Annotated in this window: 23 protein-coding genes and 1 pseudogene; 19 read left to right on the forward strand and 5 right to left on the reverse strand. The window is 52.8% G+C overall.

From position 1 onward, the window contains the following. The 3 genes and pseudogenes from TX85_RS27000 to TX85_RS05415 all read left to right on the forward strand — a co-directional run. Positions 1 to 779: pseudogene (locus TX85_RS27000) on the forward strand (glycoside hydrolase family 5 protein); the annotation flags it as partial. A 123-nt stretch (positions 780 to 902) separates the two neighbouring features. Beyond that, on the forward strand, positions 903 to 1,430 hold the full coding sequence (locus TX85_RS05410) for a putative ABC transporter permease (RefSeq protein WP_044478091.1): 528 nt from the start codon (positions 903 to 905) through the stop codon (positions 1,428 to 1,430). Between the two features lie 21 nt (positions 1,431 to 1,451). Further along, the gene (locus TX85_RS05415; RefSeq protein WP_044478092.1) at positions 1,452 to 2,300 is read left to right on the forward strand and encodes a divergent polysaccharide deacetylase family protein; all 849 of its coding nucleotides are present in this window, start codon (positions 1,452 to 1,454) and stop codon (positions 2,298 to 2,300) included. On the opposite strand, the gene TX85_RS05420 is transcribed toward TX85_RS05415, so the two are convergent. Beyond that, the gene (locus TX85_RS05420) at positions 2,287 to 2,994 is read right to left on the reverse strand and encodes an N-acetylmuramoyl-L-alanine amidase family protein (protein WP_044478093.1); all 708 of its coding nucleotides are present in this window, start codon (positions 2,992 to 2,994) and stop codon (positions 2,287 to 2,289) included. The genes TX85_RS05415 and TX85_RS05420 overlap by 14 nt on opposite strands. A 142-nt stretch (positions 2,995 to 3,136) precedes the next feature. Between TX85_RS05420 and TX85_RS05425 the strand changes: the two genes are divergently transcribed. Further along, positions 3,137 to 3,340: a YqzE family protein gene (locus tag TX85_RS05425; RefSeq protein ID WP_044478095.1), complete on the forward strand. Its 204-nt coding sequence runs from the start codon at positions 3,137 to 3,139 to the stop codon at positions 3,338 to 3,340. A gap of 72 nt (positions 3,341 to 3,412) precedes the next feature. Here TX85_RS05425 and TX85_RS05430 read toward each other — a convergent pair whose 3' ends face one another. The 3 genes from TX85_RS05430 to TX85_RS05440 all read right to left on the reverse strand — a co-directional run bounded on the left by TX85_RS05430 (position 3,413) and on the right by TX85_RS05440 (position 7,357). Continuing rightward, positions 3,413 to 4,456 (reverse strand): hypothetical protein, encoded by a 1,044-nt coding sequence (locus TX85_RS05430; RefSeq protein ID WP_148444329.1) that lies wholly within the window; start codon positions 4,454 to 4,456, stop codon positions 3,413 to 3,415. Between the two features lie 190 nt (positions 4,457 to 4,646). Then, positions 4,647 to 5,579, reverse strand: a complete 933-nt coding sequence (locus TX85_RS05435) for a YqhG family protein (protein ID WP_044478097.1) — start codon at positions 5,577 to 5,579, stop codon at positions 4,647 to 4,649. Between the two features lie 5 nt (positions 5,580 to 5,584). Then, entirely contained in the window at positions 5,585 to 7,357 is a 1,773-nt protein-coding gene (locus tag TX85_RS05440; protein WP_044478098.1) for a DEAD/DEAH box helicase, read from the reverse strand. Positions 7,358 to 7,712: 355 nt separating this feature from the next. Between TX85_RS05440 and TX85_RS05445 the strand changes: the two genes are divergently transcribed. From TX85_RS05445 to TX85_RS05505, 13 genes are all read left to right on the forward strand, one after another. Then, positions 7,713 to 10,397: an adenosylcobalamin-dependent ribonucleoside-diphosphate reductase gene (locus TX85_RS05445; protein ID WP_392391833.1), complete on the forward strand. Its 2,685-nt coding sequence runs from the start codon at positions 7,713 to 7,715 to the stop codon at positions 10,395 to 10,397. A 247-nt stretch (positions 10,398 to 10,644) separates the two neighbouring features. Then, positions 10,645 to 11,358 carry a response regulator transcription factor gene (locus TX85_RS05450; protein ID WP_044478100.1) on the forward strand — a complete coding sequence of 238 codons (714 nt, stop codon included), beginning with the start codon at positions 10,645 to 10,647 and terminating at the stop codon, positions 11,356 to 11,358. Next, positions 11,355 to 12,797: a sensor histidine kinase gene (locus TX85_RS05455; protein ID WP_044478101.1), complete on the forward strand. Its 1,443-nt coding sequence runs from the start codon at positions 11,355 to 11,357 to the stop codon at positions 12,795 to 12,797. Before TX85_RS05450 ends, TX85_RS05455 begins: the two co-directional genes overlap by 4 nt. Before the next feature lie 25 nt (positions 12,798 to 12,822). Continuing rightward, complete coding sequence (locus TX85_RS25255; RefSeq protein WP_049894801.1) at positions 12,823 to 13,575, forward strand: PepSY domain-containing protein; 753 nt, start codon at positions 12,823 to 12,825, stop codon at positions 13,573 to 13,575. A 134-nt stretch (positions 13,576 to 13,709) separates the two neighbouring features. After that, positions 13,710 to 14,348, forward strand: a complete 639-nt coding sequence (locus TX85_RS05465) for a PepSY domain-containing protein (RefSeq protein ID WP_049894802.1) — start codon at positions 13,710 to 13,712, stop codon at positions 14,346 to 14,348. 704 nt (positions 14,349 to 15,052) lie between these two features. Next, the gene (locus TX85_RS05470) at positions 15,053 to 16,045 is read left to right on the forward strand and encodes a hypothetical protein (RefSeq protein WP_044478102.1); all 993 of its coding nucleotides are present in this window, start codon (positions 15,053 to 15,055) and stop codon (positions 16,043 to 16,045) included. Between the two features lie 12 nt (positions 16,046 to 16,057). Next, the gene (locus TX85_RS05475) at positions 16,058 to 16,321 is read left to right on the forward strand and encodes a helix-turn-helix domain-containing protein (RefSeq protein WP_044478103.1); all 264 of its coding nucleotides are present in this window, start codon (positions 16,058 to 16,060) and stop codon (positions 16,319 to 16,321) included. A gap of 333 nt (positions 16,322 to 16,654) precedes the next feature. After that, positions 16,655 to 17,125 carry a MarR family winged helix-turn-helix transcriptional regulator gene (locus tag TX85_RS05480; RefSeq protein ID WP_044478104.1) on the forward strand — a complete coding sequence of 157 codons (471 nt, stop codon included), beginning with the start codon at positions 16,655 to 16,657 and terminating at the stop codon, positions 17,123 to 17,125. An 18-nt stretch (positions 17,126 to 17,143) separates the two neighbouring features. Next, positions 17,144 to 18,583, forward strand: a complete 1,440-nt coding sequence (locus TX85_RS05485; RefSeq protein ID WP_044478105.1) for an aryl-sulfate sulfotransferase — start codon at positions 17,144 to 17,146, stop codon at positions 18,581 to 18,583. Between the two features lie 30 nt (positions 18,584 to 18,613). Then, positions 18,614 to 19,660: an ABC transporter substrate-binding protein gene (locus TX85_RS05490; RefSeq protein WP_044478106.1), complete on the forward strand. Its 1,047-nt coding sequence runs from the start codon at positions 18,614 to 18,616 to the stop codon at positions 19,658 to 19,660. A gap of 15 nt (positions 19,661 to 19,675) precedes the next feature. Beyond that, positions 19,676 to 20,485, forward strand: coding sequence for an ABC transporter ATP-binding protein (locus TX85_RS05495; RefSeq protein WP_044478107.1), 810 nt, complete (start codon positions 19,676 to 19,678; stop codon positions 20,483 to 20,485). A 12-nt stretch (positions 20,486 to 20,497) separates the two neighbouring features. Then, complete coding sequence (locus TX85_RS05500; protein WP_044478108.1) at positions 20,498 to 21,277, forward strand: ABC transporter permease; 780 nt, start codon at positions 20,498 to 20,500, stop codon at positions 21,275 to 21,277. A 202-nt stretch (positions 21,278 to 21,479) separates the two neighbouring features. Further along, on the forward strand, positions 21,480 to 21,959 hold the full coding sequence (locus tag TX85_RS05505) for a YhcN/YlaJ family sporulation lipoprotein (protein ID WP_044478109.1): 480 nt from the start codon (positions 21,480 to 21,482) through the stop codon (positions 21,957 to 21,959). 220 nt (positions 21,960 to 22,179) lie between these two features. Here TX85_RS05505 and TX85_RS05510 read toward each other — a convergent pair whose 3' ends face one another. Further along, positions 22,180 to 23,670 (reverse strand): glycoside hydrolase family 43 protein, encoded by a 1,491-nt coding sequence (locus TX85_RS05510; RefSeq protein WP_044478110.1) that lies wholly within the window; start codon positions 23,668 to 23,670, stop codon positions 22,180 to 22,182. 443 nt (positions 23,671 to 24,113) lie between these two features. On the opposite strand from TX85_RS05510, the gene TX85_RS05515 reads away from it, so the two are divergent. Together TX85_RS05515 and TX85_RS05520 are read left to right on the forward strand one after the other, a co-directional pair. Continuing rightward, entirely contained in the window at positions 24,114 to 24,731 is a 618-nt protein-coding gene (locus TX85_RS05515) for a helix-turn-helix transcriptional regulator (RefSeq protein WP_044478111.1), read from the forward strand. 13 nt (positions 24,732 to 24,744) lie between these two features. Further along, positions 24,745 to 25,557, forward strand: a complete 813-nt coding sequence (locus tag TX85_RS05520) for a pyruvate, water dikinase regulatory protein (RefSeq protein ID WP_044478112.1) — start codon at positions 24,745 to 24,747, stop codon at positions 25,555 to 25,557. Positions 25,558 to 25,565: the final 8 nt, after the last annotated feature.

Consider the following 25,565-nt stretch of genomic DNA (forward strand, 5'->3'; position numbering starts at 1 on the left):
GGGAGACCGGGGAGAACGAGCTGGAATGGTTCGCTGCTATGTATCCGCTTGCCGCGGGATTGGGGATCGGATACAATTTGTGGCCTTGGAAGAAGATGGAGCGTCCCAACTCCCCTTACACGGTTAACAAGCCGGAGGGCTGGGACGAGCTGTTAGCTTATACGAGGGGCGGGCCAAAGCCGAGTCCGGACCGGGCCCGCGAAATTCTGGAACGGTACCTGGATCATATGAAGGCGGAAAATTGCACGTATCATCCGGAGGTCACCGCCTCCGTGTTCCGGCTGCCAGGCTGCCGGGTGAGAGCGACCGATTTTGACGAGCTGCCTGGAAAAGGCGTATCCTACAGCGGTCTTCGGCGGGAAAGCAACATTTATAAGTATCGTGCAGCTACCGGCATGAGCATTGTGCCGATCACGAATGAGCCTGTGGAGAAAAAGCACCTGTTCGACAGCGGGTGGAACTGGCTGGCTCTCGAACTGACGGCGGGCGAGTATGCCGGATACAGCTTCTATCGCATCGGCGAAGGACATACGGTGTCGATCGAGCTTACATGCCGGGAGGAGGCCCAACTGGAGCTGCTTCAGAATGGAACCTTGATCGCGGAGAGCAAAATAACGGCTGAAGAAGCCGGGGATCAACTGGCCCAAGCAGTCCAGAAAGCCCAAGCAGTCCAGAAAGTCCAAACCGTCCAAGCGGTCTTGCAGCCGGCACAGCATGCGCTCCTTACGGTGAAGGTGCTCTCCGGCAGCGTGGAATTGCATACGGTCATTGTGAAATAAAATCTATAGCACCTGCTTAAGCCCGGCAATCCTTGGTTGGGCTCTTTGCTGTGAATAAATGGCAGAATTCAAGTCATAATAGGAGAGATACTGGATGACTTTGACATCAGGGGTGGCTTGAAGATGACAGCTAGTGAAGCTTTGTTTTATTTCTTGGTATATTCGGTGATGGGTTGGCTGCTGGAGAACACTTATAGCCTGGCAACAACAGGGCGATTCTGGAAGGAGGGCCTGCTGCTTGGCCCGTACAAGCCGATGTATGGCGCGGCTCCTCTTCTTTTGATATGGGGGACGGAGCGGATTCAGCAGCATCAGCTTTTGCTTACGATCCTCCTCTGTTTTCTGATTCCAACCGTGGTTGAATATGTCAGCGGCTGTGGACTCAAGGCCTGGTTCGGGCGGACATGGTGGGATTATTCCGGGATGCGGGGACAGCTTCATGGTCATATTTGCATCCGGTTTTCAGTGTATTGGGGAATCTTGTCGCTATTGACATTGCGTTATATCCACCCCGGGATAGAATACATCTTCGGCAGGGTTGAGGCTGTTTGGACTACGGCGGGTCCATTGCTTCTCCTGCTGTACCTTGCCGACTTTGTCTACACCTGTCTGGTAAGGAAGAAGGCCTGGAGAAAGAGCTTGATTGCCTGAGGCAGAAAAGGAGGATGACAAATGAACAAGAGCGGATATAAATCTACCTTTTGCCGGCTGCTGAGTTTATCGGTAATTCTCACGGTATCCCTGCTGTGTTCCGGTGGCGCAGCTTCATTTGCAGCGAATCAGGAGGAAGGGCAGGCTGAAGAGCCGAGAATTGCTATCATTATTGATGATTTCGGCAATGACATGGGGGGCAGTGATGAAATGCTGCAGCTCGGGATTCCGATGACGGTGGCCGTCATGCCGTTTCTGCCAACGACTGCCGAGGATGCGGAACGGGCGCATCAGCAGGGCTATGACGTGCTGGTTCACCTTCCGCTGGAGCCTAAGCATGGGAAGCCGGAGTGGCTTGGTCCCGGTGCAATTATGGCTTCGATGTCCGATGAGGAGGTGCGGAGCAAGGTCGAGGCGGCGGTCGCAAATGTGCCGCATGCGGTCGGGATCAATAATCATATGGGCTCGAAAATAACCGGCGACAAGCGAGTGATGGGGATCATTCTCGATGTGTGCCGGGAGCAGGGATTGTTCTTTGTGGACAGCAAGACGAATTACCGCTCTGTTGTAGACGAGCTCTGCCGGGAGAGAGGCTTGCCCGTGCTGGAGAACAGCATCTTCCTGGACGATGTGTCCAGCACCGGACATGTTACCGCTCAATTGCGAAAAGCGGAGCAGCTCGCGCGCGAGCAGAATAGCTGTATTACGATTGGACATGTCGGTATCCGTGGGAAAATTACATCCGCCGCCTTGAAGAAGGCAATTCCGGATCTCAAGGCAGACGGTGTGCAATTTATTCGGATTTCTGATCTGGCTATGGAACAGATGCGCTCGGGAATCAAGTCTGGCCCGGGATTTACATTACCGTAAAGTACTCTACAATTCCGCTGTATAGTGCTTCTGCGATTTTCTGCTGGCCGCGCGGGCTGGCGAGCAGACTGCGGTCCTCGGCATTGCTGATAAAGCCGGTCTCTACGATGACAGCCGGCGGATCGGTATGCTTCAGCAGATAGAAGGGGCTTCCCAATTCCGGCAGACGCCTCCTATTGAGCTGATAAGCATCCTCTAGGGCATGCTGAAGCGCTCCGGCGAGCAATGCGCTTTGCCCTTCGTCCTGATGCAGCACCAACGGTCCTCTTCGGGAGGCATTCCGTCCCCAATTGACATGAAGGCTGATCACAATGGAGGCGGGCACCTGCTCACTAAGCTCCTTGCGCTGCGCCAAGTCCCGGAGATGTCTGGAACGGCTGTTCAGCCAACGGTTATCGTCGCTTAAGGCATAATCTCCCGTTCGGTTGAGAATCGCGATATATCCATGGCTTCGCAGCACCATATAGAGTCTTCTGCCGATTTCAAGATTAATATCCTTTTCCAGCAAAGGGCCGCTGGAGGTTCCGCCGTCAATACCGCCGTGGCCGACATCGATAAGAATGACGGGCTGCGGAAAGGCGTGCCGGATCGCCTGCTCCTCCGAGCTGTCGGCAAAGGATGGCGATGGAATGCCGAGCAAGCCTGCTAATAAGAAAAAGATCATGGCGCGGTTCACGGTTTTTATTTGAAGCATAAGCATCATCCTTTATAGTAGTCATTTCTGACTTAGCTTGGACTGAATAAGGAGAAATCATGCATACGGTTCGCTTGTTTGAGAAGTGCTTAATCCGTGCACACTAGCTATAGAACGATAACACGGGAAAGGGGGGAGAACCATGGCGAAGGGAGATGAACTGGTAAAATATATCACGGAGCGTGTGGTTGACTATGTGGAGACGCCCCGCGAGGTAAGGCGGGAACGCTCTCGAGCTAAGGAATCATGGGGAAGCCGCTGGTTTGGCATGATTCCGTTTTCGATCTCGCTTTGGGTGAAGCAGATGCCCGGCAAGCGCAAGAAGACTCGCAGCCGGCAGAGCTGATGACGGTAAATCGCAGCGTATCTGAAAAGGCCATCTCCTCGAAGGAACTGGAGGAAATGGCCTTAATTTGTATTAAGGAAGCGGGTGGAAGCTTCCGCCATCGGCAATGGCATCCAGCGATATCCACCGGGAGCTGCTGCCTTCTCCGCTTCCGGTCAGGACATAGACGGCAGGAGCTGTTGGTGTATCCGTTGCCGTTCCAGTGAAAGCAGGTGCAGCATTCCAGGTCTGATAGCCATAGATGGGTAGAGGAAAACGATAAGTGCGGTCCTTGCCGGAAGCGGCAAAGACGAGGCTGTGCTTTTGATCGAGTGCCGTCAATACATCCTCTAGGGTTAATTGCTTGGCATCCGCAGCCATCCACAGGATGTTGTCATAGGGATTGAAGTATTCTCCGGCGGCCGTTGTATTTCCCGGGAATAAAGCTTCGGCGTTATCGCTGCCATAAGCCCTTGAAGGCGGGTTGTATTTTCCGCTCTGGAGGTTCCAGGTTGTATCCGTTTCAGGCAAGGCTTCCCCGCTCTGCGCATCCAGATATTCGGCGCTTGAACCTGTAGTTCCGCCGCTGCCTTCGCCGGTGACTCTCCAGGCCGCCAGCAAGGGTCCTCCATAGACAGGCATGATCGTCAGGGATGACCCGGCGACCACTAAGGGATCGGAAGCCAAATTTGTAGAATAGAGGCTGTCAGGCCCGGTGCCATACTCAATCAGCTTGTACAATCCTTGAGGCGCAGCTGAAATAATAAGATAGCCGATCTGAACAGGTGAAGAGGAAGCAGGGCTGGCAATTGACGGCCTGTAAATGGTGACAAGCCAGCTTCTGGTGCCGGGACCAAGCGGCTCTATTGAAGTCGAAGCCCCTGCCCAGGATTGGAATGGGCTCTGTTCAGACAGCTTGCTGATCGTATCGGCTGCAAAATGCCGGAGTGATTCCGGAGCGACTGACTCATTTGCTGGAGCGGCAGCGGCAGCATGGCTGACTAAGTTCATCGCACCCTCCAGATTCTTGGCGGCAAACGACGGTAGAGCGAGAAATCCAGGGCTGACCAGGCACAGGCTCAGCATGATTTTCATCGTACCGGACAACGGGCGCCGGATGCGTGAAAGACGGTTCATCATCAATTCACCTGCTATCTCTTGGATTGGGTTGAAGCAAAGCAAAATCGGAATGATCTGCCTCAGGTTTGTTCAGTATAGCTTGTCCGTCCAGAAAAGGTTGCTGCATTCTGTCGCCGGAGGAACGGGAAACGCGCTTCTATTTTTGCGTTATTTTAGCGAGAACAGTCATTGTGAAGGCATCTTCCGATTACAGAGACGAACGCAGGTGAAAGATGCCGCTGCCCAGAGCAGATACGACAATTCTCGGTTCATACTGCCAGCGGATTTCAGCTTTTCTTGCTTCATACTGCTCCCGGAAGGCGAGCTGTCTTTCTTCATCGGGGTCCTGAAGCAGGTCCCTGTAGTAGCTGTCGATAAGCAGAAGCTCCTCCTCCAGCCGTTCTTGTGCCGCATCCGCCCATGCACTGTCCGCGTCCTCAAGCCTGCTGGTAATGAGCTTCTCCAGCCGTTCTCTCGCAACCGGAAGAGCCAGCCCGGTAGGAGTAATGTGGACGTTCTCCGGCAGCCTCGGGATCAAATCTTTCCCCTTCAACCTATTAGCAAAAGCATCGTCAACCATGCCGTTCTGCAACGAAATGCCAAGGAAATGAAGCTCTTCCCGTTTGACATCGCAGCAAAATTCAAGCTTGTATTGCACCCCGAGCCAAGGCTCGTAGGCAGCTGAGAGCAAGGTGCGCCGCTGAAGGTGGCCCGGGTTCTCGAACAGATAGACCTGGCGGCCGCCTTGTCGGGCTGCGGCAAAAATCTGCTTCAATCTCGGACTGCCAAAGGTGATCTCTTCCCTCTGGATTCGGCCAGGACCTAGCACGGGAAGCGGCCGAACCGCACCGAAGTGGCGGTCCAGCACAGGATCCGTATGCCCGGCGCTCGGGGCGGCGGAGGCGTCCTCCAGCGCCCGGTGCTTCTCGGGATCGAAGATGAAGCAGAAGCTCATGGTCTCCGGCTCGATGCCCATCCGTTCCACAAAGCCCCAATAATACGGCCGGTTAGTCAGCTCCTTATCGGCCTGCGGAGAGAGCTTGACGGTAACGTGGTAGGGTGATTTTTCAAGAAACTGGCATGCGGTTGCTTCCAGATAAGTCTTGCAATAGTCACGGATTTGCTCCTGTGACATCGTCATGGCGATCAACCTCCCATCAGCTGTTGGAGCCCGTCATTTTCCCCGGGTCCATCTGCCTGTTCATCCAGTTCGGTGCGGATATGCTCCAGGGATTGGCCCAGTGAATCGACTTTACGGGCTATTTCATCGTTGCTGCTGGATTCCAGCATGATTTTGTACAGGCTTTTCTCCAAGGAGCTGCCTTTCTCGAACCGCTCCAGAATGACATCAAGCTGCCCTATAACCATCTCGAACATGTTGATCTTTTCGTGAAGCAGTCTCAGGATGTGCTCCTCAATGGTGCCCTTTGTGGATAAGTTGTAGATCTGAACGTCATTCTGCTGACCCAGCCGGTGGACACGTCCGATCCGCTGCTCGACCCGCATCGGATTCCAGGGCAGATCGAAGTTGATCATCTGGTGGCAAAATTGCAGGTTGATGCCTTCGCCGCCGGCCTCGGTGGCGATCATGACCTGGGCTCTGCCGCGGAACAGGTCCATCATCCAGTCCTTCTTGCCCCGGTTCATCCCGCCGCGGTAGGGGACTGCGATCATGTTGCGTTCCTTGAAATAGTTCAACAGATATTCCTGGGTGGCGCGGTACTCGGTGAACAGAATCACCTTGTCATCCATCTCCCGGATAAGCTTCATCGCTTGCTCGGCCTTGCTGTTGGCCTTAATCGCCTTGATCAAGGCGACCAGCTCCCAGATTCTGTCCCGCAACGGGGAATCGGGAGCCAGCTTCTTGGCCAGATTCACGAGGGTTACGAATACGGCATCCCGGCTGCTGCACACCTCCCGCTGGAGGGTGACGAGAGACAGCATGCTGCTGAGGTTGCCGCCGGCTGCCTGATATTGGTCTTTGACAAAGCGAGTAACCCCGTTATACAATTCCATTTCTTCGGGTGAAAGCTCGACTTCAATATTTTTCACATGACGCTTCGTAAAATCCAGCTCACCGTCTCCGCGCCGGTTGCGGATCATGATTTTGGCCAGCTCTTCCTTAAGCTGTTCGCCGTTCTTTGGCACTCTCTTCTCGAAGACGAAGTTGGATGTAAAATCACTCTGCCCTCCGAGCTGTCCCGGCTTGAGCAGGGTAATGAGATTGAACAGCTCCCCGAGGTCGTTCTGCACCGGCGTAGCTGTCAGGAGCAGGCAATATTTTTTGCGGAGCTTGAGCATGAATTGATAGTTGGTGGTCTTCTTGTTCTTGAGCTTGTGCGCCTCGTCGACAATAACCATGTCGTATTCGCTGCCTAGCAGGATGTCACGGTGAGGGTCCCGCTTGGCGGTATCGATCGAGGCGACCACGACCGGATTTTGCCAGGAGTGCGCCTTTTTCTGGGCAACGGCCGGAATAGCGAACTTCTGGTTCAGCTCCCGCACCCATTGGAGCACCAGGGAGGCGGGTACGAGGATTAACACCTTTTGCACAAGGCCGCGAACGATGTATTCCTTTAAAATAAGTCCGGCTTCAATGGTCTTGCCGAGACCGACTTCATCGGCCAGGATGGCTCTTCCCCGCATCTCGAACAGCACCTTGCGCGCCGTATCAACCTGATGCGGAAGCGGCGTGACCTGCTGAAGATGCTTGAGGCAGATCATCTCTTCAAAGCTAGTGACCAGGGAAGCCTCCTCCGCCTGTTTGGCCAGCTGAAATAGCTGCCAGTCATCCCAAGGACCACCCTTGTCAAGTCTGCCTTGGAGCTCGTCGTACCAGCTTCGGTCGAACTGGATCGGAACCTTGCCGGAAGCGGGTTTGGCAGCAGGAGCGTCCAACTCGGATTGATGCGGATTCATGTTGAAAACCTCCCTTTTCCTGTTTCGTAGAACGCAGTAGGAGTAGTATGGACATAAAGAGAGTTCTTCATAACTTGCGGCGGTGAAAGTCGAATTAGCGTTTGCTGGTGCAGCAGTAGGTCTATTTTTAGACAAGGGGTGGGTCGAAGCTCCCAATCGCAAAAATGGGCTATGATAACGAAATATGGTGTAGTATAATGGTCGATAGACACTATATGTAGATTTCATTACATAAATCCGATGGTTTGTCGGGCAAGAAAAACGGTTAAAGGTTGATGAATTAACCGCAAAATCGGCGTGCCTGTGCCGGGCTTGCGGATGATTTTGTCGACAGGTGACCGAACTTTTTTTGTTCATGGCTGGACATGGATTAAATAATATTTTAAAAGAGGTGTTCCCTTTGACAACGACACAAAAACATACTCTGGAAGGGCTCAGCGAGAAAATATTTCTGGATAGATATGCCTGGAAGGATGCGGATCCGTCCAATGCCAAGGTAGGCGATGTGGTGCTGGTGCTAACGAAGGATGATCCGAAGTTCCCGACCAAAGAGGTCGGCGAGGTCATTGCCCGCGAAGGGCGCGTCGTGACGGTCAAGACCCGCAAGGGAGAAATCGTCAAATCCGATGTGGAGAAGCTGACGCTGAATATTGAGAAGACGCCTGAGGAAATGTGGGACCGTCTGGCTGGGGCGATGGCTTCTGTAGAAGCGACGCCTGAGCTGCAAAAGGAATGGGAAGAGAAGTTCCGGTATATTCTGGATGACTGGAAGCTGGTTCCCGGCGGCCGGATTGCAGCCGGAGCCGGAGCGAGCGATGAGCTGACCCTGTTCAACTGCTACGTTATTCCTTCTCCGAAGGACAGCCGCGGCGGGATTATGGAGACATTGACGGAAATGACCGAGATTATGGCTAGGGGAGGCGGAGTCGGGATTAACCTGAGCTCGCTGCGTCCGCGCCGGGCTATTGTAAAAGGTGTGAACGGTTCTTCCAGCGGCGCGGTATCCTGGGGCGGGCTGTTCAGCTATACAACGGGCTTGATCGAGCAAGGCGGCAGCCGCCGCGGTGCTCTGATGCTGATGATTAATGATTGGCATCCGGATCTGCTGGATTTCATTACCGTCAAGCAGACCATGGGTCAAGTGACGAATGCCAACCTGTCGGTCTGCGTAAGCAACGGCTTTATGAAGGCCGTGAAGGAGGATCTGGATTGGGAGCTCGTCTTCCCGGATACAACGGTTGAGAACTACAATGAGCTGTGGGACGGCGATCTGGACAAGTGGAAAGCCGCAGGTCATAAGGTAATCCACTATAAAACGGTAAAAGCCCGCGAGGTCTGGCACACGATCATGGAATCGGCCTGGAAATCGGCGGAGCCGGGCGTGGTGTTCATGGAATATTACAATCAGATGTCGAACAGCTGGTATTTCAACCCGATCATCTGCACGAATCCTTGCGGTGAGCAGGGCTTGCCAGGCTGGGGCGTATGCAACCTGTCCGCGATGAACCTGTCGAAATTCTATGATGAAGCGACTCAGGATGTGGCGTGGGACGAACTGGCTACAACTACGCGGTATTCTGTGCGCTTCCTGGATAATGTCATTAGCAAGACCCCGTATCATTTTGAGGAAAATGAGAAGAACCAGAAGAAGGAACGCCGTGTCGGTCTGGGGACGATGGGCTTGGCCGAGCTGATGATCAAGCTCAAGATCCGTTATGGCAGCCCGGAATCTTTAGTCTTCCTAGACAAGCTGTACGGCTTCATCGCTAAGGAAGCATATCTCGCTTCGGCCGATATTGCAGCAGAGAAGGGAGCGTTCCCTGCCTTTGAAGCGGACAAATATTTACAGAGCGGATTTATGAAGGTCATGACCGAGGTCTATCCTGAGGTCGGCGAGGCCGTTAGGGAGAAGGGCATTCGCAATGTCACGATCATTACCCAGGCGCCTACCGGAAGCACGGGCACCATGGTCGGTACTTCGACGGGGATCGAGCCTTACTTTGCCTTCAAATATTTCCGTCAGAGCCGGTTAGGCTTCGACGAGCAATTTGTGCCTATCGCCCAGGAATGGATGGATGCCCATCCGGGTGAGCAGTTGCCGGATTATTTTGTAACCGCCATGGATCTGTCTGCCGAGGACCATATTCGTTCCCAGGCTGCCATCCAGCGCTGGGTGGACAGCTCGATCTCTAAGACGGCGAACTGTCCTGCTGATTTCACAGTCGAGGACACGAAGAAGCTGTATGAGCTGGCCTTTGATCTGGGCTGCAAGGGCGTGACCATTTATCGCGACGGAAGCCGTGACGTTCAGGTGCTTCAGACCGAGAAGAAGGAAGACAAGGCTGCGGAGAGCAAGCCCGCAACGGAGGAACCGGCAGCGTTTGAGGGTGCGGCTTCCGCAGCTGAGCAAGAGACGCTGAACGGGGTCAGTGAGACGCTTGGCGTAACGCCTTCCGCTCCGGCACCGGAGAAGCAAGTGAACGATACGCAGTACAAGAAGCGCCCGCAAGTGCTCCACGGAGCAACCTATAAAATTAATACGCCATTCGGCATGGCCTACATCACGATCAATGATCTGAACGGCGTGCCAAGCGAGATCTTCCTGAACGTCGGCAAAGCCGGTTCCGACGTGTTCGCCATGGCGGAAGCGCTTGGACGCGTCTGCTCCCTGTTCCTCCGTTACGGGGATCACGGACAGAAGGCAGAGCTGTTGATCAAGCACCTGAAAGGCATCGGCGGCTCAGGCGCCATCGGCTTCGGACCGAACCGAGTTGAGTCCATCGCCGACGCCGTTGCGAAGGCGCTTGAGACCCATATCCAGAACGGGCCATACCATGACCCGGCTCCAGTTGCGGCTACGTTGGCTCATCAGGAAGAGGAGCAGGCTCCTGCGGCGGAAGCGTTCGGAGGGGACCCCCCTCATGGACATGGCGGTTCCGTCACCTCGCGTGACCTTTGTCCGTCCTGCGGCTCGGCCTCGCTGATTAATATTGAAGGCTGCAAGACATGCAGTAACTGCGGGTATAGTAAGTGTTCGTAAGGGGTATGAGGAAGGATATTATTTAAAGAAAATCTCGGTCAGGCAATTGAATGAATTGTCTGCACCGAGATTTTTTTGCGTCATTTGGAGCGGCAGAATCATCTCAAACGTATAGAGGTTTGCCTCCCGGGTTGGGGTTGGCTTACAATGAATCAAATGAAAATAAAGTTATCCTCTGATCGCTGTTGCTTATGGATTTCTTTAATCTGTTTAATTCAAATCTAGCATTGGCGGAGGTGAGAACAGGGTGAGCGAGACCACCATACTGGTTGTGGAAGACGAACGCAAGATTGCCCGTCTTCTGCAAATTGAATTGGAAAGTGAGGGCTATGCTGTCAGTCTGGCCCCGGATGGCGTGGAGGGATGGGCCGCGTACAAGGCAGGCGGTATCGCTCTGGTACTGTTGGATGTTATGTTGCCCGGGATTAGCGGCATAGACTTATTGCAGCGTATCAGGGCGGTTGATGCCGAGACTCCGGTCATCATGCTGACGGCCAAAGGATCGGTCACAGACAAGGTCACCGGGCTTGATCTGGGCGCTAACGACTATGTAACGAAGCCCTTTGATATGGAAGAACTGCTTGCCCGCATTCGCGTACTCTTGCGCAAGGCCCCGAGTACTAACGGAACCCGGGCTGCGGGAGAGCCCGATCCCGATGAGTGGCTATGCGCTGCCGATCTGCGACTTAATGAGGCTACCCGGCAGGTGGAGCGGGCGGGGCGGGAGATTGTGCTAACCCAGCGGGAGTTCGATTTGCTGGCTGTGCTCCTTCGCCACAAGCGGCTGGTCCTGGGCAGGGAGCAATTGCTTAACCAGGTGTGGGGGTTTGAATACACCGGGAACACCAATGTGGTGGATGTATATATTCGCTATGTTCGCAAGAAGGTCGATGAAGGCTTTTCCCCGGAATTGATCCATACCGTAAGGGGCGTGGGGTACGTGCTCCGGGATGCTACATGAAGCTGGGAAGCAAGATTCATCTATATTCATCGGTGTTGTTTGCCATCTTGCTGCTGGCGGCCAATGTGACGGTATATACGGTATTTCACCGGCTGATGATGGATCGGGAGATGAGCCAGCTATTGGCCGAAAGCGAGCAGGCGGCCGAGGTTCTGCGCACGGCGGAAGGCCGCTTGGCGCTGAATGGGTTATTGCGGGCATATGTGCCGCTGGACGGAACGCTCCGATGGGTGGAAGCCTCTGGCGAGGGCAGTGCTTTGGTTGCTTCCGGCAATCAACTGGAGCTGGGACGCCAGGAGCAAGCCTTCTACAGCGAGCGCAGGCTGGAGCAGGTGACCATTAACGGTGAGCGCTTCGGTTTCGTGTCGCTTCCGGTAATTGGCCCAAGCGGTTCGGTGGCCAATGTCCAGATGATGTCCAGCCTGGTAGAACTGACGGAACTATTGAGTATTCTGCGTTTGGTGCTAATCAGTGTGTCGGCCGCGGTCCTTGTCCCGGTGGTCATTTCCAGCGGAATTTTAGGCCGGCTTGTGATGCGGCCGATTACGAGCATGACAAGTACCATGAGGCGTATTATTCGCAGTGGTGAATTCGCCAGGCTGAAACAGACGGGCAAATCCCGGGATGAGCTGGCGCAGATGGGTGATACATTCAACGAAATGATTGGGCTGCTGGAGGAGAGCTTTGTCCGGCAGGAGCAGTTCGTATCCAATGCTTCACATGAATTGAAGACGCCGCTGACGATCATTGAGAGCTATGCCAGTCTCCTGAAGCGGCGGGGAGCGGAGCGGCCGGACTTGCTGGAGGAGTCTGTGGAGGCGATTCATTCGGAGGCCGTACGGATGAAGACAATGACCGAGCAACTCTTGTTGCTGGCGACCTCCAGACGGGAATGGAAGGCGGATATGCAGCCTGTCGGATTGGTTGCTTTTGCCGAACAGGTCTCCACGATGTTCTCTCAAGTGCACCACCGCAACGTTACGGTGATAAGCAGCTTGGACCCTGTGCAAGGAGCCGCTCTGGTCCCGGAAGCAGACGAGGCCGAAGCGACGGCTCAGGACTTAACAGCCTTAGCAGACCCGGATATGCTGAAGCAGGTCCTGTTTATCCTCCTGGACAATGCCCGAAAGTATAGTGCTGGCGACATTGAACTCGTGGCAGGAAGATTGCAGGGGACCGCATTTCTTGCGGTCAAGGATAGGGGGGAGGGGATTCCGCCAGAGGATCTTCCCCATGTGTTTGAACGGTTTTACCGGGTAGATAAAGCGCGCAGCAGGGAGCAAGAGGGAGCCGGTGGAACAGGGCTTGGTCTGTCGCTTGGCAAGGAGCTGTGCGAAGCGATGGGAGCGCGGCTTGAGCTGGAAAGTACGCTCGGAGCAGGAACTACGGCAACGATCTGGCTTCCTGGCTCTGGACAGGAGTATTTGACTTGGCTATAGCCCAGATAGACAGGAGGAGAGAAGCATGCATAGATTCACTTTGAAAAGAAGACGGCTAGCGGCTCTCGCTCTTGCTGGAGGGTTGCTGTTCATCGCTGTGGTGGTATGGATGGTTTATAGTGCCGATAGCGGCTCCAAGCTCACGCTTGCCGAAGCCGAGCAAAGGGTGCTGAACACCTACGAAGGGAGCATTGTAGACAGCCGTCTGCAAGGAGCTGACTTTGTGGTATTTTTAAAAACGGGGCAGGGTTTGTACGAATTGATTGTAAGAAGAGACAGCGGGGATATCGCGGAGATCCGGCGGTTGGAGGAGTACGCCCAGGAACCGCCAACCGGGGGCGATGGTCCTGAGGGCACCGTCCCTGAGGGCACTGTCCCTGAGGGCACTGTCCCTGGTAAGGATGATCTGCCTACCGATCTCACTGCTCCTGGGGGTGAAAATGCCACGGGAGACCCTGGAACCGCACCGCCGTCGACCAATCCGGATCACAAGCCGCCTGGGAGTGAAGGTGCCCAGGAAGGGGGGGCGTCCACCCCGGGTACGGACGGGTTCCTCTCGGAGAAGGAGGCGACCGGGCTGGCATTGAAGACCGTGTCTGGCCTTGTGAAGGATATCGACATTGAAGAAGACGGCGGGACGCGATATTACCTGGTCGAGATTGAGACTGCGGACGGCCGTGAGGCCGAAGTACAGCTGAATGCTGCTTCCGGTAAGGTAATCTCCGTAACCTGGGATGATGATCATGATGATGATGATACCGAGGACGAGGATTCCTAATAAGCTTTTTATCATCAAATTCTAATCTTCTTGTAATGATTCTCTTAGATTGCCCGGGTAAAGTAGTAATCGTACCGAGGATAACCGGGTTCCCGAAGAGAACGAACAAGAAGAAATGAAGGAGATGAATTCGGATGAGGAACAAGAAATCATGGATGCTTGGAGTCGGACTGGTGGTGGCGTTGGCAGGCACGAGTGCAGTGGTAGCTGCGGAGGCTGCGACAGCCTACATCGGCAAGGATAAGGCGAAGCAGATTGCGCTCACGGAAGCGCCTGGCAAAGTGACGGACGTCGACTTGGAGCGCAAGCGCAGCGTGGTCTACTATGAGGTAGAGATCGACCGGCAAGATAGCGGGCGTGAAGTGGATGTTCATGTAGAGGCTGTGACCGGCAAGGTGCTGAAGGTAGAAAATGACGCTGATGATGATCGTAAGGTAACAGCTGCGGCGACAACAGCTACGGCGGCAACTGGAAATGGGACAGACACAGCTCCAAAGCCCGCAACGTCAGCCAAGTCCATCACGAAGGAGCAGGCCGTCACATTGGCCGAGCAGGCAGTGAAGGGCGAAGTTCTTCGCGTCGAGACGGACTGGGATGATGGCGATAAAGAATATGAGGTTACGCTGAGAACCGCCTCCGGTTATGCCGAGGTTGAGATATCGGCTTCTACCGGCAAGGTGCTGGATATTGATTATGATGATGATGACGATGACGACTACGATGACGACTACGATGATGATCATGACGATGATTATGACGACGATAGAGATTAAGGTAATACCTCCAATCACGCCTGGCGTAGTTGGAGCCAGAAGAGGGTGTCCCAGAAGTCATCATAAGATGAACTGAGGGGCACCCTCTTTCATTTCGTCAAATAAAAAGAAACCGCTCTCTGGAAAATGGAGGTACCACCCAACCATAGACCAAAAAGGAGACGGTTTCTTTGTACATACTTGGTCTAACGGACATTTTGTCTCCCTACAGTCCGCCTTTGGAGGAGCCAGAATTGTAACGGACATTTTGGCTGCTTAGAGAGTAGAATCGAGTGAACCAGAGTCGTTTGAGCATCCTAAGCGCCCGAAATGTCCGTTAACCCTTCCAATAATGAGAAAAAGTCTGCTAAGCGTCTAAAATGTCCGTTGGAGAGTTTAAAGTATTCGACAGCGAGCATCAGATGGCTAATCAGAGAGTCGGTATTGAGCCGGAAGGAGTGGTGTTGCCCATTTTATGTTCCAGGTTAAGACGAATCTCTGCACCCATCCAAGTAAATCATTGACACTTTTGACCGGAATAGCATATAAATAAAGTAATAAGTGGTAAGTAGTAAGTAATAAGTAAAAAGTAGTGAGTAATAAACAGTTAGATCGCACAAGAGTCACAATACGGCATGAAAGCCTGCAATGAGAACTGCAATAAAAACCTGGAAATCAGTCAGAATCCGGATTGAAGTCTATCTTGAAGAATGGAGAGATGGAAGATGGCAGATTTGAAATTGGCCGAGAGCTTTGCATTGATCGCGCTGAATGCGCAGCGGAGCCTGGAGCTGACGCTTGCAAAAAAGGCGGCGCTTCGCTGCATGGCGGCCGCGGTAATTCTGGAGCTTCATCTGGAGGGGGAGCTGCAGCATCCGGAGGCTCAACGTAGCTTGAAGCAGGATCAGGCTGGCGGACCGCAAGAATGGATCTACCGGAAGGCGGTGATAGAGCCTTTGGTGAACGGGAAGCGGGAGCTGAACCGGGAACTGCTCTGGTGGCTGCATCGGGCATCCCGTCTATCCAAGGGAAAGCTGTTTCGATTTGAACGAAGCATCGCTGATTCCCTTGAAGAGCGAGGGCTGCTGGAAGAGATTCCGCACCTGCTCGGCTGCGATTTGTACTTCCACTCTTCCGGTGTGTCGATTAAGGAGTATCGGAGCAACCTGGAGGAATACGCGAGGATTACGGAGTATTTGCGCGCCGATGTGCTGGAGGACGGGAGAGCGGCGGAGCAATCGGTGTGCTTGCTGTGGCTGCTGCGGGAAAGCGGCTGCATGCATGATTTATTTTCGCGAAATGAACTGGATCAGGTTACTGTGAAAATGGTCAGTCTGATGCAAAGCGATCCTTTAGCCAAAGTGCTATACCCGTTCCGGATCCGCCGAGGCCTTGAAGCCGCAGCCAAGCAATTCCTGCAATTCAAAAAACATGCCGTAGCGACGCAGACCGGCAGCGGGGTAAACTTTCTGTTCCCGATTCTTGAGCGTTCGCAGGCGGTGTTCATCGATACGGAGGCGATGCTCTCCGGTCCCGGAACCCGGTTGAAGGATGTGCTGGCACGGCTTGAATCCAAGGGCCATCGAGTGCAGGTGTTGCGCACAGGGCAGGTCCCGCTCCTCAAAATTGATAATCTGGTCTACGAAGCGATTCCGCACGCGGTCTACGGAAGGGTGCCTATCCACGGGGTCCGCCTGCTTCCGAAGCACCCGGTTTAAAGGAGAGCTCTCATGTCCAGACAACGTTCCATGGAAGCGATTCTGGCTTCCGAATATGTATCGATCGGCGAATTGACGCGGCTGACCGGAGCGAGATACAGTACGCTGAAATTTTATACGGAGGAAGGCATGCTGCCGTTCGAACAGGCCGAGGAGAACCTGACGCGAAGATACCTTAGAGAAGCTACGGTGGAGCTAATTTTCCGGATCAAGCAGTTGAAGGCCGATGGTCTGTCGATCCCGCAAATCAAGGAGGCACTAAAGGAAGGACGGTAGCGAAATTTACGCCAAGCTGAGACGACTAAAGGGACTTCATGCCCAAATTGGTGTATTTATTTTAATTCATACTTGACAGGTGTGAATAATAGGTTTAATATATGGAAAAATCGTTTAGCACTCATTATCTTACAGCTAAGAAATAAAGCGACTAAACAGCCGATCGGTTCACCGAAGGCTCTCGAGGGTTTCCCTGCATGGGAATCCTTCGGGAGCCTTTTGACGTTTGGCGGTCAGAGCAGAAAAGATACGAATCGAAGGTGAGGGAGGGTCATCGAAAAAAGCAGAGAGGTATGGGAGCAACTTGAGGAGGCGGATTGGCTGTTCCGAAAAATGGTCAGGAAGTTCGTCAAGGAACGGGACAAAGTGGAGGTGGAAGGCATTTCGCTTCCAGGTCTTCTGGTCCTGCAAAAAATGTGCCGGGAAGGGCCGCAGCGCCTCGGCGATTTGGCGGAGGAGCTTGATTTCACGTCAGGTGCTGTGACCGGGTTGTGCGACAAATTGGAAAAGAAAGCTCTCGCCCAAAGAATCCGGAGCGGGGGCGACCGAAGGTCGGTCTGGCTGGACATTACGCCTAAAGGCAGGGAGTTCGTTCGACGAAATCGAAATGTCGGGTCGCGCGGGATCACGCTCCTGTTTGCGGACATGACGGAAGCGGACCTGGCGGATATCCTTCGTCTTTTCAAAGTACTTATTGAACGAATCGAGCAATACTCGGAAACGCTCAATCTGCTTGCGAAGGGCAACGCCAAACCGGCGGATGAGGATGACAATCACAGGCAAGGAAAATATTTATCTTATTAAAGGGGAGCGATCAATTTTATGGGACATCCGACGATTTATCCGACAGGAGCAACGGTTTATAACCGGGACAAAGCATGGAGTGGGTACACCATTTTTCAGGCGGCCGATCTGGGCGCGCTGCTGATTGATATGAGCGGCAGGGAGGTTCACCTATGGAAAGGGCTGCGAGGCTTTCCGAACAAATTGCTTCCGGGCGGCTACGTGCTCGGGAGCACGGCCGAACGGGATCCGAAGTACGGCTTCCAGGATGAAGCCGATCTTGTTCAAGTCGATTGGGACGGGAACATCGTGTGGCAGTTCAACCGGCATGAATGGATCGAGGATCCTGGGCACGAGCCGCAATGGATGGCCCGGGCGCATCACGATTACCAGCGCTCCGGCAATCCGGTAGGCTATTATGTCCCCGGCGCCGATCCGAAAACCGCTGAAGGCAATACGATCATCCTCGTCCATAAAAATGTGCACAATCCGAAAATATCCGATAAGCCCTTGCTGGATGATTCGATTCTGGAGGTGGATTGGGAAGGCAATATCGTCTGGGAATGGAACTGCCATGAGCATTTCGATGAGCTCGGCTTCGACGAGCAGGCCAAAAATGTGCTGTTCCGCGATCCAAACACGCGGTATTTCGGCTCCGGGGCCGGGGACTGGATGCATATCAACTCGGTTTCCGTTCTTGGACCGAACCGGTTCTACGACGCCGGGGATGAACGGTTCCATCCCGATAACCTTATTTGGGACGGCAGAGAAACCAACATTATCGCGATCATTGACAAAAAAACCGGCAGTATCGTCTGGAAGCTTGGCCCTGACTATTCCGCTCCGGAGTACAGGCATTTGGGCTGGATTATCGGTCAGCACCATGCTCACTTGATTCCTCGGGGACTGCCGGGGGAAGGCAATCTGCTCGTGTTCGACAACGGCGGATGGGCGGGGTATGGCTCGCCGAACCCGGCGTCTCCATTCGGACAGAAGAACGCGGTCCGCGACCATTCCCGCATCCTGGAGATCGATCCGTTGACGCTCGAAATCGTATGGCAATACACGCCGACCGAAGCCGGGTTCCTGGCCCCGCTGGATTCGTACCGCTTTTACAGCCCGTACATCAGCTCCGCGCAACGGCTTCCGAACGGTAACACGTTGATTACGGAAGGGGCGGACGGTCGGATATTCGAGGTGACACGGGAGCATGAGCTAGTCTGGGAGTATATTTCTCCTTACAAAAATAAGCGGAACACGAACATGGTGTATCGTGCGTACCGTGTTCCTTATGACTGGGTTCCTCAGCTGCCGAAGCCGGCCGAGCAGGCGATCGAGCCGCTGGATGTGGCGAATTTCCGGGTTCCGGGAGCGGCAGGGAAGGGAGCGGAGTCCGTAGTCGTAGTTAACGGGACGTTCTCTTACGGGGATGGAGCCGCTTGTGTAGCCAGCATAGATGAACGGCCCAGCCAGGATTAGAATCTATAGGAATTGAAGGGAGAAGAAGCCATGCGGAGTTTTATTAACAAAAACAAGAGAAGTTATTTGATTACTGCCTTTATTTCAATCCTTATCCTGATCGTCGTGCTGCCTGGCTGCGGATCATCTGTCAGCGGAGGGGCCGCTGAGTCCGGAACTAAGGACCGGGCGGAGGCCGTCAAGCTGAACATCGCCGATATTTCCTCCAATCCGGTGCTTCGTGTCGCCAAAACAAAGGGCTTTTTCGAGAGAAATGGCATTGATGCGACGATCGTCAATTTTGCTACTCCGGCCGAAGGGATCAACTCGCTGTTTATCAAGCAGGCGGATATCGGCTGGGGAGCTGATTTCCCGATTTTGAACGCGGTCAGCAAAGGCGAGTTTTCGATTGTCGCTTCGACCGGTACCTCGACGGATCGCAATGCTCTCAAGTGGCAGTTGTTCGTTCGGGATGAAATCAAGCAGGCCGGCGATTTGGAAGGCAAAAACCTGAGCTTTATGCGGGGGACGTTCCTTACGTATCTGTGGGATGTATTTTTGACCGAAAATGGTGTTGATCCGAAAAATGTCACGTTGACTGGTCAAGGCGGTTCTGATGAAGCGTATATCGCTCTGAAGAACGGCGAGGTCGATGCTGCCTGGGTAACGGGCGCAGTCATGCTGCAAAAGTTCGAGGAGATCGAAGGCGTACATGTGCTAACGGACATGGCGCAAACAAGCGTACGGATCGGCGGTCAGATCGTCGTCCCGAATAAGCTGATAGAGGAGCATCCCAAGACGGTTGCTAACTTCCTGAAGGCTGTGGATGAAGCGTCCCAATTTGCGAAGGAGAATCCGGATGAAGTGGCGGATATTTTGTACGACGAAGTCAAACAGCCGCGGGAAGCGACGTTGAAGGATTTGTCGGAAAACAATTGGAACATTGATTTTACGCAGGACGCACTCGACAGTTTGAACCGTCAGAAAAAATATATGGTGGAGAACGGAATCATCCAGACGGACTTCGAGCTCGCGGACAAAATCAATCTTGAATTCTTGAAAGAAATACTTCCGGACCGGGTAACGGCCACCCCATAGAGAGGAGGAAACCGCATGTCATTGGCCCTTCAAAATCAGAAGGATTCGTTCGAAGCGAACCGGACAATTACGATTCAAGGCCTGAACAAAAGCTACGGCGAGCATTCCGGCGCTGCAGGCGTCCATATTCATTACATTATCAAAAATGTCGATCTGGTCATCCATGGCGGTGAGTTTTTTGTACTGCTCGGTCCGAGCGGCTGCGGCAAATCGACACTGCTCAATATGATCGCCGGCTTTATTTCTAAAACGGATGGACGACTCCGAATCGGAGACGCTGAAATCGACAAGCCCGGACGGGACCGGGCAGTCGTCTTCCAGCAGGCGGACTCCTCGCTTTTTCCCTGGCTGACGGTCCGGCAGAACGTTGAATTCGGTCTGAAGATGAAAAAGGTACCCAAACGGGAACGCAGAGCCATATCGGACCGGTACATCGATCTTGTCGGACTGACGGGCCATGAAGACAAACTGCCCAGAGCACTGTCCGGGGGAATGAAGCAGCGCGTCCAATTGGCCAGGGTACTGGCCAATGACCCGGAAATTCTGCTCATGGATGAACCGTTTGGCGCGCTGGATGCGATGACCCGCAGAACGATGCAGAAGGAGCTGGTGCGGATCTGGAGTCAGACGAAGAAAACGGTCGTATTCGTGACGCATGATATCCAGGAAGCAATTTTGCTGGGCGGGCGGATCGGCATCATGTCACAGGGCCCGTCCTCAAAGATTTCGCATATCTACGAGATCCCGCTGGATTATCCCCGGGATGTGTCGGCAGCGGAATTTTACAAATATTACAAGCAAATTCAGGCGCATTTTGACGAGTAGGGGGAAGAAGATATGACGGTATGGTGGAAAGGAAAATGGGCTGGTCTCGTTCTGCTCTGGATTGTTGTCTTGGCAGCATGGCAAGGCGGCGCGCTGGTCTATGGACCGGAGGTGATACCCAGCCCTCTGCAAACGATAAAGGGAGCGATTGAGCTGCTTAAGGACGGTTCATTGCAAAAATATATCGGCGTCAGCTTTGTCCGCGTTCTGAGCGGCTGGACACTCGGCAGTCTGATCGCCATTCCGCTCGGCATTATCATCGGCAAGGTAGACGCGATTCGCCATTTCGCCGAGCCCCTGTTGAACTTCATCCGATTTATTCCCCCGATCGCTTTTATCACGCTGTTTCTGGTCTGGTTCGGCATTGGGGAGCAGTCCAAGATCGCGCTCATTCTGTATGCGACTTTGTTTATCGTCATGATGAACACCTTGACGGGCGTTCTGTCCGTCGAGGAGGACAAAATCCGCTCCGCCCGCAGCATGGGCGCTTCGGAATGGCAAATCATCATTCATGTGATTGTTCCGGCTACGGCACCCTATATATTCACCGGAGTCCGGCTCGCCATGGGGACCTCCTATATGGCGATCGTTGGCGCAGAAATGATCGCCGCGAACGAAGGCGTCGGCTTCTTGATCTGGAATTCACGGCTGTTCTTCCGCACGGACTGGATTTTCGTCGGCTTGATTTCACTAGGCTTGATGGGCTTCATCACGGACCGATTGTTCGGCTGGTTCGGCGGTAAAGTATTATGGCGGTACGGAGTCGTTAGTTCGTCCACGATCAAACGGTAAACGCGGAGAGGGGCAGCAGCATATAACAGAAACGGCTCGTGATCTTTTCCAAATTGGACGGTGCCAGATGATGGACTTCATTAAATACTTTTCCATGTGCATTTTTATTTAACAGGGACTTGCATAAATACAAAAACGATAAAAAACCTCCTGCATAAATTCTAAGCAACATACAAAAAGTAGCATAAAAGGAGGGAATAAGATGATGAGCAAAAGAATGAATATTAGTCGAGTGGCAATTTTGGTTCTGGTAGCATTGTTTGCTATATCAGCTACTGGATGTACAGCAAACAAATCAGCGAATTCCGCAAAGCCCAAAGCGAAAAGTGAGCAGAAGCATAAAGTTATTGATCCGGTCGCAAAAAAGATTACTGATGAAGTTACTAAAGTTAAGGGTGTCAGTAAAGCTACTGTCTTGGTTCACAACAAGGATGTCGTAGTAGGGATAGATGTTAAAGATGGTGAGCACAAAGCAAGAATCGAAGATGAAATCCGCTATAGGGTGGAAAATAGCGAGCCAGGATATGCTGTACATGTTACAAGTGATAAAAAGATTCATGAGAGAATAAAGAAATTGAATACAAATATGACAGGAAAGAATCCGATTAAAACATTAGGAAACGATGTGGGGATAATTATTCAAGATATTGGAGAAGCGGTAAGAGCTCCGTTCCAATACTAGTGTCGAAATGCCAGCGGCAGGCAGTAAAAGCTGCAGATTTACCCCATTGTGCGGGGATTGTAAGTGTTCGTAGAAGTTGGACATGGATGTGATAACAAAAAGTCTGGTCAGAGGTAGGAAATCTACTTTCGGCCAGACTTATTGACGTTACCCGTTAACGGATTCGCTATCTTACCCCGGGAAGTGGTTCTCAATCCGGTTCATAATCCCAGTCCGAGTATTAAAGATATTCGCATTTGAATTGCGAAAAATCCGCCAAAGAACCTTCCCCATAAGCATATAAACCGATGAGCACGCCTGTGAATCCTCCAGCAACCTCTGAGGAAAGGTATCTGGTTTGTGCCGTACCCAGGGAGATGTCCTTGCCGTCTTTGCGAAGGAGGAAGCTATAGCGCTCATGACTGGACCGTATAATCAGCGTAGCCCGTTCGCCGCTCCCCAGGTCTGCTGCGTGCTCAATAGATTTGATATCGCCGATATTCAGCCGCTCGATCACCTTATATCCATTCTCGTCTTTGCGTACAGCTAAATCATAATGATGATTCTCATCCATATAGAGTGTAATGCCGGCCTCGCCGCTTGTAAGCTGGACATCGCAGCTGATCTCAGCGTTGAAGTCCTTTTGGCGGAGACCAATAAATGTTGGGGATGCCGGAGTATCCAGCGATACGTCGGTCCCTTGGAGCCGCAGCCTATCGGATTCAAGCAGATAATTCTCTGCGGCAGGATGACGGAGATAGCACCAATCCAGATTCCAATCCGTATTCTCGAAAGTAAAGGTCTTTTTCTCCTGCTGGATGATGTGACTTGGGATTCGATCGGTCTCAACACTCGACAGCGTAGTCCCGTCATGTCCTGCCGTAAACCAGCCATCCTCGCCAAAAGTAACCGGCGTAAGGAAAACTTCCCGGCCCAGGTGATGGTAGGTAAGCCATCGGCCGGTTTGACGGAAGCCAAGATGGAGCATCCACCAATTCCCCTCGTGATCTTGAATAAGATCGCCATGGCCCACCCCCTGCAGCTCATAACCGCCCAGGTTGCGATTGGTCAGTACGGGGTTGTTCGGATAGGCTTCGAACGGACCCGAGACAGCTTCTCCCCGGGCATAAACGACCATATGGCCATATTCCGTCCCGCCTTCAGCCGCCATGAGGTAATACCGGCCATTTATTTTATACATATGAGGGCTTTCCAGGTATCGTCCGCCAGTCCCTTGCCAGATCGAACGGCTTGGCGACAGCTTGCCGCCCGTCTTAATATCAATCTCGCACTGCACAACACCGCCAATCCCGTTATTGTCCGTTCCGTTGCTCATAAAGAAGACCTTGTCATCTTCAAAATACAAATCCGGATCGATTCCTCCTTGATCCACATAGATCGCTTCAGACCATTCCCCGTAAATATCGTCCGTCCAAACATAGAAATTTTGATGCGTTGTGTCGTTGGTTGTGGTCATATAGAAGCGCCCGTTGTGGTGACGGATCGTCGGAGCGAATACTCCGCCCGAGCTACCCACCTCACGAAGCTGAATCTGGCTCTCTCTCGTTAGACAATGACCGATCTGCTTCCAGTTAATCAGGTCCTTGCTCTCGAAAATCGGAACGCCTGGGAAGTACTGAAACGAACTGCAAACGAGGTAATAGGTATCGTCTGCTTTACAAACGCTGGGGTCCGGATAGAAGCCTTTGATTACCGGGTTATTGTACTTCATCATATCCACCTCTTTTATGAATTCATGTATATAGAAATTTAAAGGAGAGTCCCTATAGAAGATGAACAAAATACAATTCATATATTCATCTTGTATAAGGAGATTAAACAACATTGGCTTAAGGCTTGCAATGAGATAAGCTAGCTGGTTCCTGCTAAATCTTTTAAATTAACATATATGTGATTTCAACGGACGAGGACAGGAGATGAGAGCGATCATTAAAGCAAACGGGGAACCGAAGTAGATGAGACACTTCCCTTTTATAATCCACGCTAATCATAATAGGACGTATTAATTATTGCATTTTATTTAAATATGACATACTATATAACCATTAACTTTCCAATTTATGAAGATGGAGAGGAGGAGCAGGCAATACTGCTGCGAGCAAGCGGCACAAATCCGGAAACGGAGGGATTTATATCAAGCTGACATCACGCCAGTTGGAAATTGTGAAAATCGTGAAAAAACATGCCCCCATCACCGGTGAGCAGATCGCGGAAATGCTGAATTTGACGCGTCCGACGATTCGTTCGGACCTATCGGTTCTGGTGATGCTCGATTATATCGATGCCAAGCCGAAGGTAGGGTATTTTCTGGGGCAAAGAGCCCAGACAGAAAACGGAAGCATGCAGCATTTACTGGAAATGAAGGTTGGCGACGTTCATGGCGTACCGGTAATCGTTCGTGAAACAACGACAATTCAGGAAGCGGTGGTGACGCTGTTTCTTGAAAATGTCGGACACCTGATTGTGACGGATGAGGGCGGCCTGCTCTCGGGGATTGTCTCGCGCAAGGATCTGCTGAAAGTCACGCTCGGGAATGCCTCGGCATCGACGATGCCGGTGAGCTTTATTATGACACGGAAGGCCAACATGATTACGGTTCTGCCTGATGACACGGTGCTGGAGGCCGCCCGGAAAATCATCGCTTATCAGATTGACAGCTTGCCTGTCGTGGTCCCGGCGCCAAGCGGCATAGAAGGGGAATGGAAGGTCGTAGGGCGGATTTCCAAGACGAATATCATTAAAATGCTGCTCGGAATAGTAGCAGAGAATTAACGGGAGGAATGGGATGAACCCGGAACACGCTCACTTCATAGTCATTTGCTCTGACTCGGTCGGTGAGACTGCGGAAGCGGTCGTACGGGCTACACTTCGGCAGTTCGAGTCGCCGAATACGGAAATCAAGCGGGTTATGAACGTCCGCACGGAAGACGAAATCAGCGCCGTGATGGATGAAGTACATCAGCGCGGCGGCTTCGTCGCCTACACGCTTGTCCAGCCGGAGCTCAGAGAAGCAATTCGGGAAGAAGCGGTCAGGCTGAATGTTCGAGCCGTCGACATTATGGGGCCGATGATGCAGGCATTTATTGACACGTTTAAGGATACGCCGAAGCGGCTGCCCGGTTTGCTGCATCGGCTGGACGAGGATTATTTTCGCAGGGTGGAAGCGGTGGAATTTGCGGTCAACAATGATGACGGCAAAGACGTGGGAGCGATTCTGAAAGCTGATCTCGTCCTGCTCGGGGTCTCCAGGGTATCGAAGACGCCGCTGTCGATTTTTTTGGCGCATAAGGGATTCAAGACGATGAATTATCCCGTCGTTCCCGAACTGGCTCCCCCGACTCAACTCAGGGAAGTCAGCAGCTCGAAGCTCGTCGGATTGACAATTGATGCGGAGCAGTTGGTCAATATCCGGGCCGAGCGGCTCAAGTCGCTGGGCCTGCCTGACCAGGCTCACTACGCTTCATTGGATCGGGTGCGGCAGGAGCTCGACTACGCGTTAGAGCTGTACGAATCGCTGGGCTGTCCCATTATAGACATCACAGGAAAGGCGATCGAGGAGACGGCCGTATTTGTTATGAAGCAAATCAGACAAAGATAAATTGGAGG

It is taken from the genome of Paenibacillus antibioticophila, assembly GCF_000455265.1.
GTDB lineage: Bacteria > Bacillota > Bacilli > Paenibacillales > Paenibacillaceae > Fontibacillus > Fontibacillus antibioticophila.

What these genes read in the sequence shown, in the direction of transcription:
- TX85_RS05410 (WP_044478091.1), top strand. Translation starts at nt 903, where the DNA reads ATGACAGCTAGTGAAGCTTTGTTTTATTTCTTGGTATATTCGGTGATG.
- TX85_RS05415 (WP_044478092.1), top strand. Translation starts at nt 1,452, where the DNA reads ATGAACAAGAGCGGATATAAATCTACCTTTTGCCGGCTGCTGAGTTTA.
- TX85_RS05420 (WP_044478093.1), bottom strand. Translation starts at nt 2,994, where the DNA reads ATGCTTCAAATAAAAACCGTGAACCGCGCCATGATCTTTTTCTTATTA.
- TX85_RS05425 (WP_044478095.1), top strand. Translation starts at nt 3,137, where the DNA reads ATGGCGAAGGGAGATGAACTGGTAAAATATATCACGGAGCGTGTGGTT.
- TX85_RS05430 (WP_148444329.1), bottom strand. Translation starts at nt 4,456, where the DNA reads ATGAACCGTCTTTCACGCATCCGGCGCCCGTTGTCCGGTACGATGAAA.
- TX85_RS05435 (WP_044478097.1), bottom strand. Translation starts at nt 5,579, where the DNA reads ATGACGATGTCACAGGAGCAAATCCGTGACTATTGCAAGACTTATCTG.
- TX85_RS05440 (WP_044478098.1), bottom strand. Translation starts at nt 7,357, where the DNA reads ATGAATCCGCATCAATCCGAGTTGGACGCTCCTGCTGCCAAACCCGCT.
- TX85_RS05445 (WP_392391833.1), top strand. Translation starts at nt 7,713, where the DNA reads ATGGCTGGACATGGATTAAATAATATTTTAAAAGAGGTGTTCCCTTTG.
- TX85_RS05455 (WP_044478101.1), top strand. Translation starts at nt 11,355, where the DNA reads ATGAAGCTGGGAAGCAAGATTCATCTATATTCATCGGTGTTGTTTGCC.
- TX85_RS25255 (WP_049894801.1), top strand. Translation starts at nt 12,823, where the DNA reads ATGCATAGATTCACTTTGAAAAGAAGACGGCTAGCGGCTCTCGCTCTT.
- TX85_RS05465 (WP_049894802.1), top strand. Translation starts at nt 13,710, where the DNA reads ATGAGGAACAAGAAATCATGGATGCTTGGAGTCGGACTGGTGGTGGCG.
- TX85_RS05470 (WP_044478102.1), top strand. Translation starts at nt 15,053, where the DNA reads ATGGCAGATTTGAAATTGGCCGAGAGCTTTGCATTGATCGCGCTGAAT.
- TX85_RS05475 (WP_044478103.1), top strand. Translation starts at nt 16,058, where the DNA reads ATGTCCAGACAACGTTCCATGGAAGCGATTCTGGCTTCCGAATATGTA.
- TX85_RS05480 (WP_044478104.1), top strand. Translation starts at nt 16,655, where the DNA reads ATGGTCAGGAAGTTCGTCAAGGAACGGGACAAAGTGGAGGTGGAAGGC.
- TX85_RS05485 (WP_044478105.1), top strand. Translation starts at nt 17,144, where the DNA reads ATGGGACATCCGACGATTTATCCGACAGGAGCAACGGTTTATAACCGG.
- TX85_RS05490 (WP_044478106.1), top strand. Translation starts at nt 18,614, where the DNA reads ATGCGGAGTTTTATTAACAAAAACAAGAGAAGTTATTTGATTACTGCC.
- TX85_RS05495 (WP_044478107.1), top strand. Translation starts at nt 19,676, where the DNA reads ATGTCATTGGCCCTTCAAAATCAGAAGGATTCGTTCGAAGCGAACCGG.
- TX85_RS05500 (WP_044478108.1), top strand. Translation starts at nt 20,498, where the DNA reads ATGACGGTATGGTGGAAAGGAAAATGGGCTGGTCTCGTTCTGCTCTGG.
- TX85_RS05505 (WP_044478109.1), top strand. Translation starts at nt 21,480, where the DNA reads ATGATGAGCAAAAGAATGAATATTAGTCGAGTGGCAATTTTGGTTCTG.
- TX85_RS05510 (WP_044478110.1), bottom strand. Translation starts at nt 23,670, where the DNA reads ATGAAGTACAATAACCCGGTAATCAAAGGCTTCTATCCGGACCCCAGC.
- TX85_RS05520 (WP_044478112.1), top strand. Translation starts at nt 24,745, where the DNA reads ATGAACCCGGAACACGCTCACTTCATAGTCATTTGCTCTGACTCGGTC.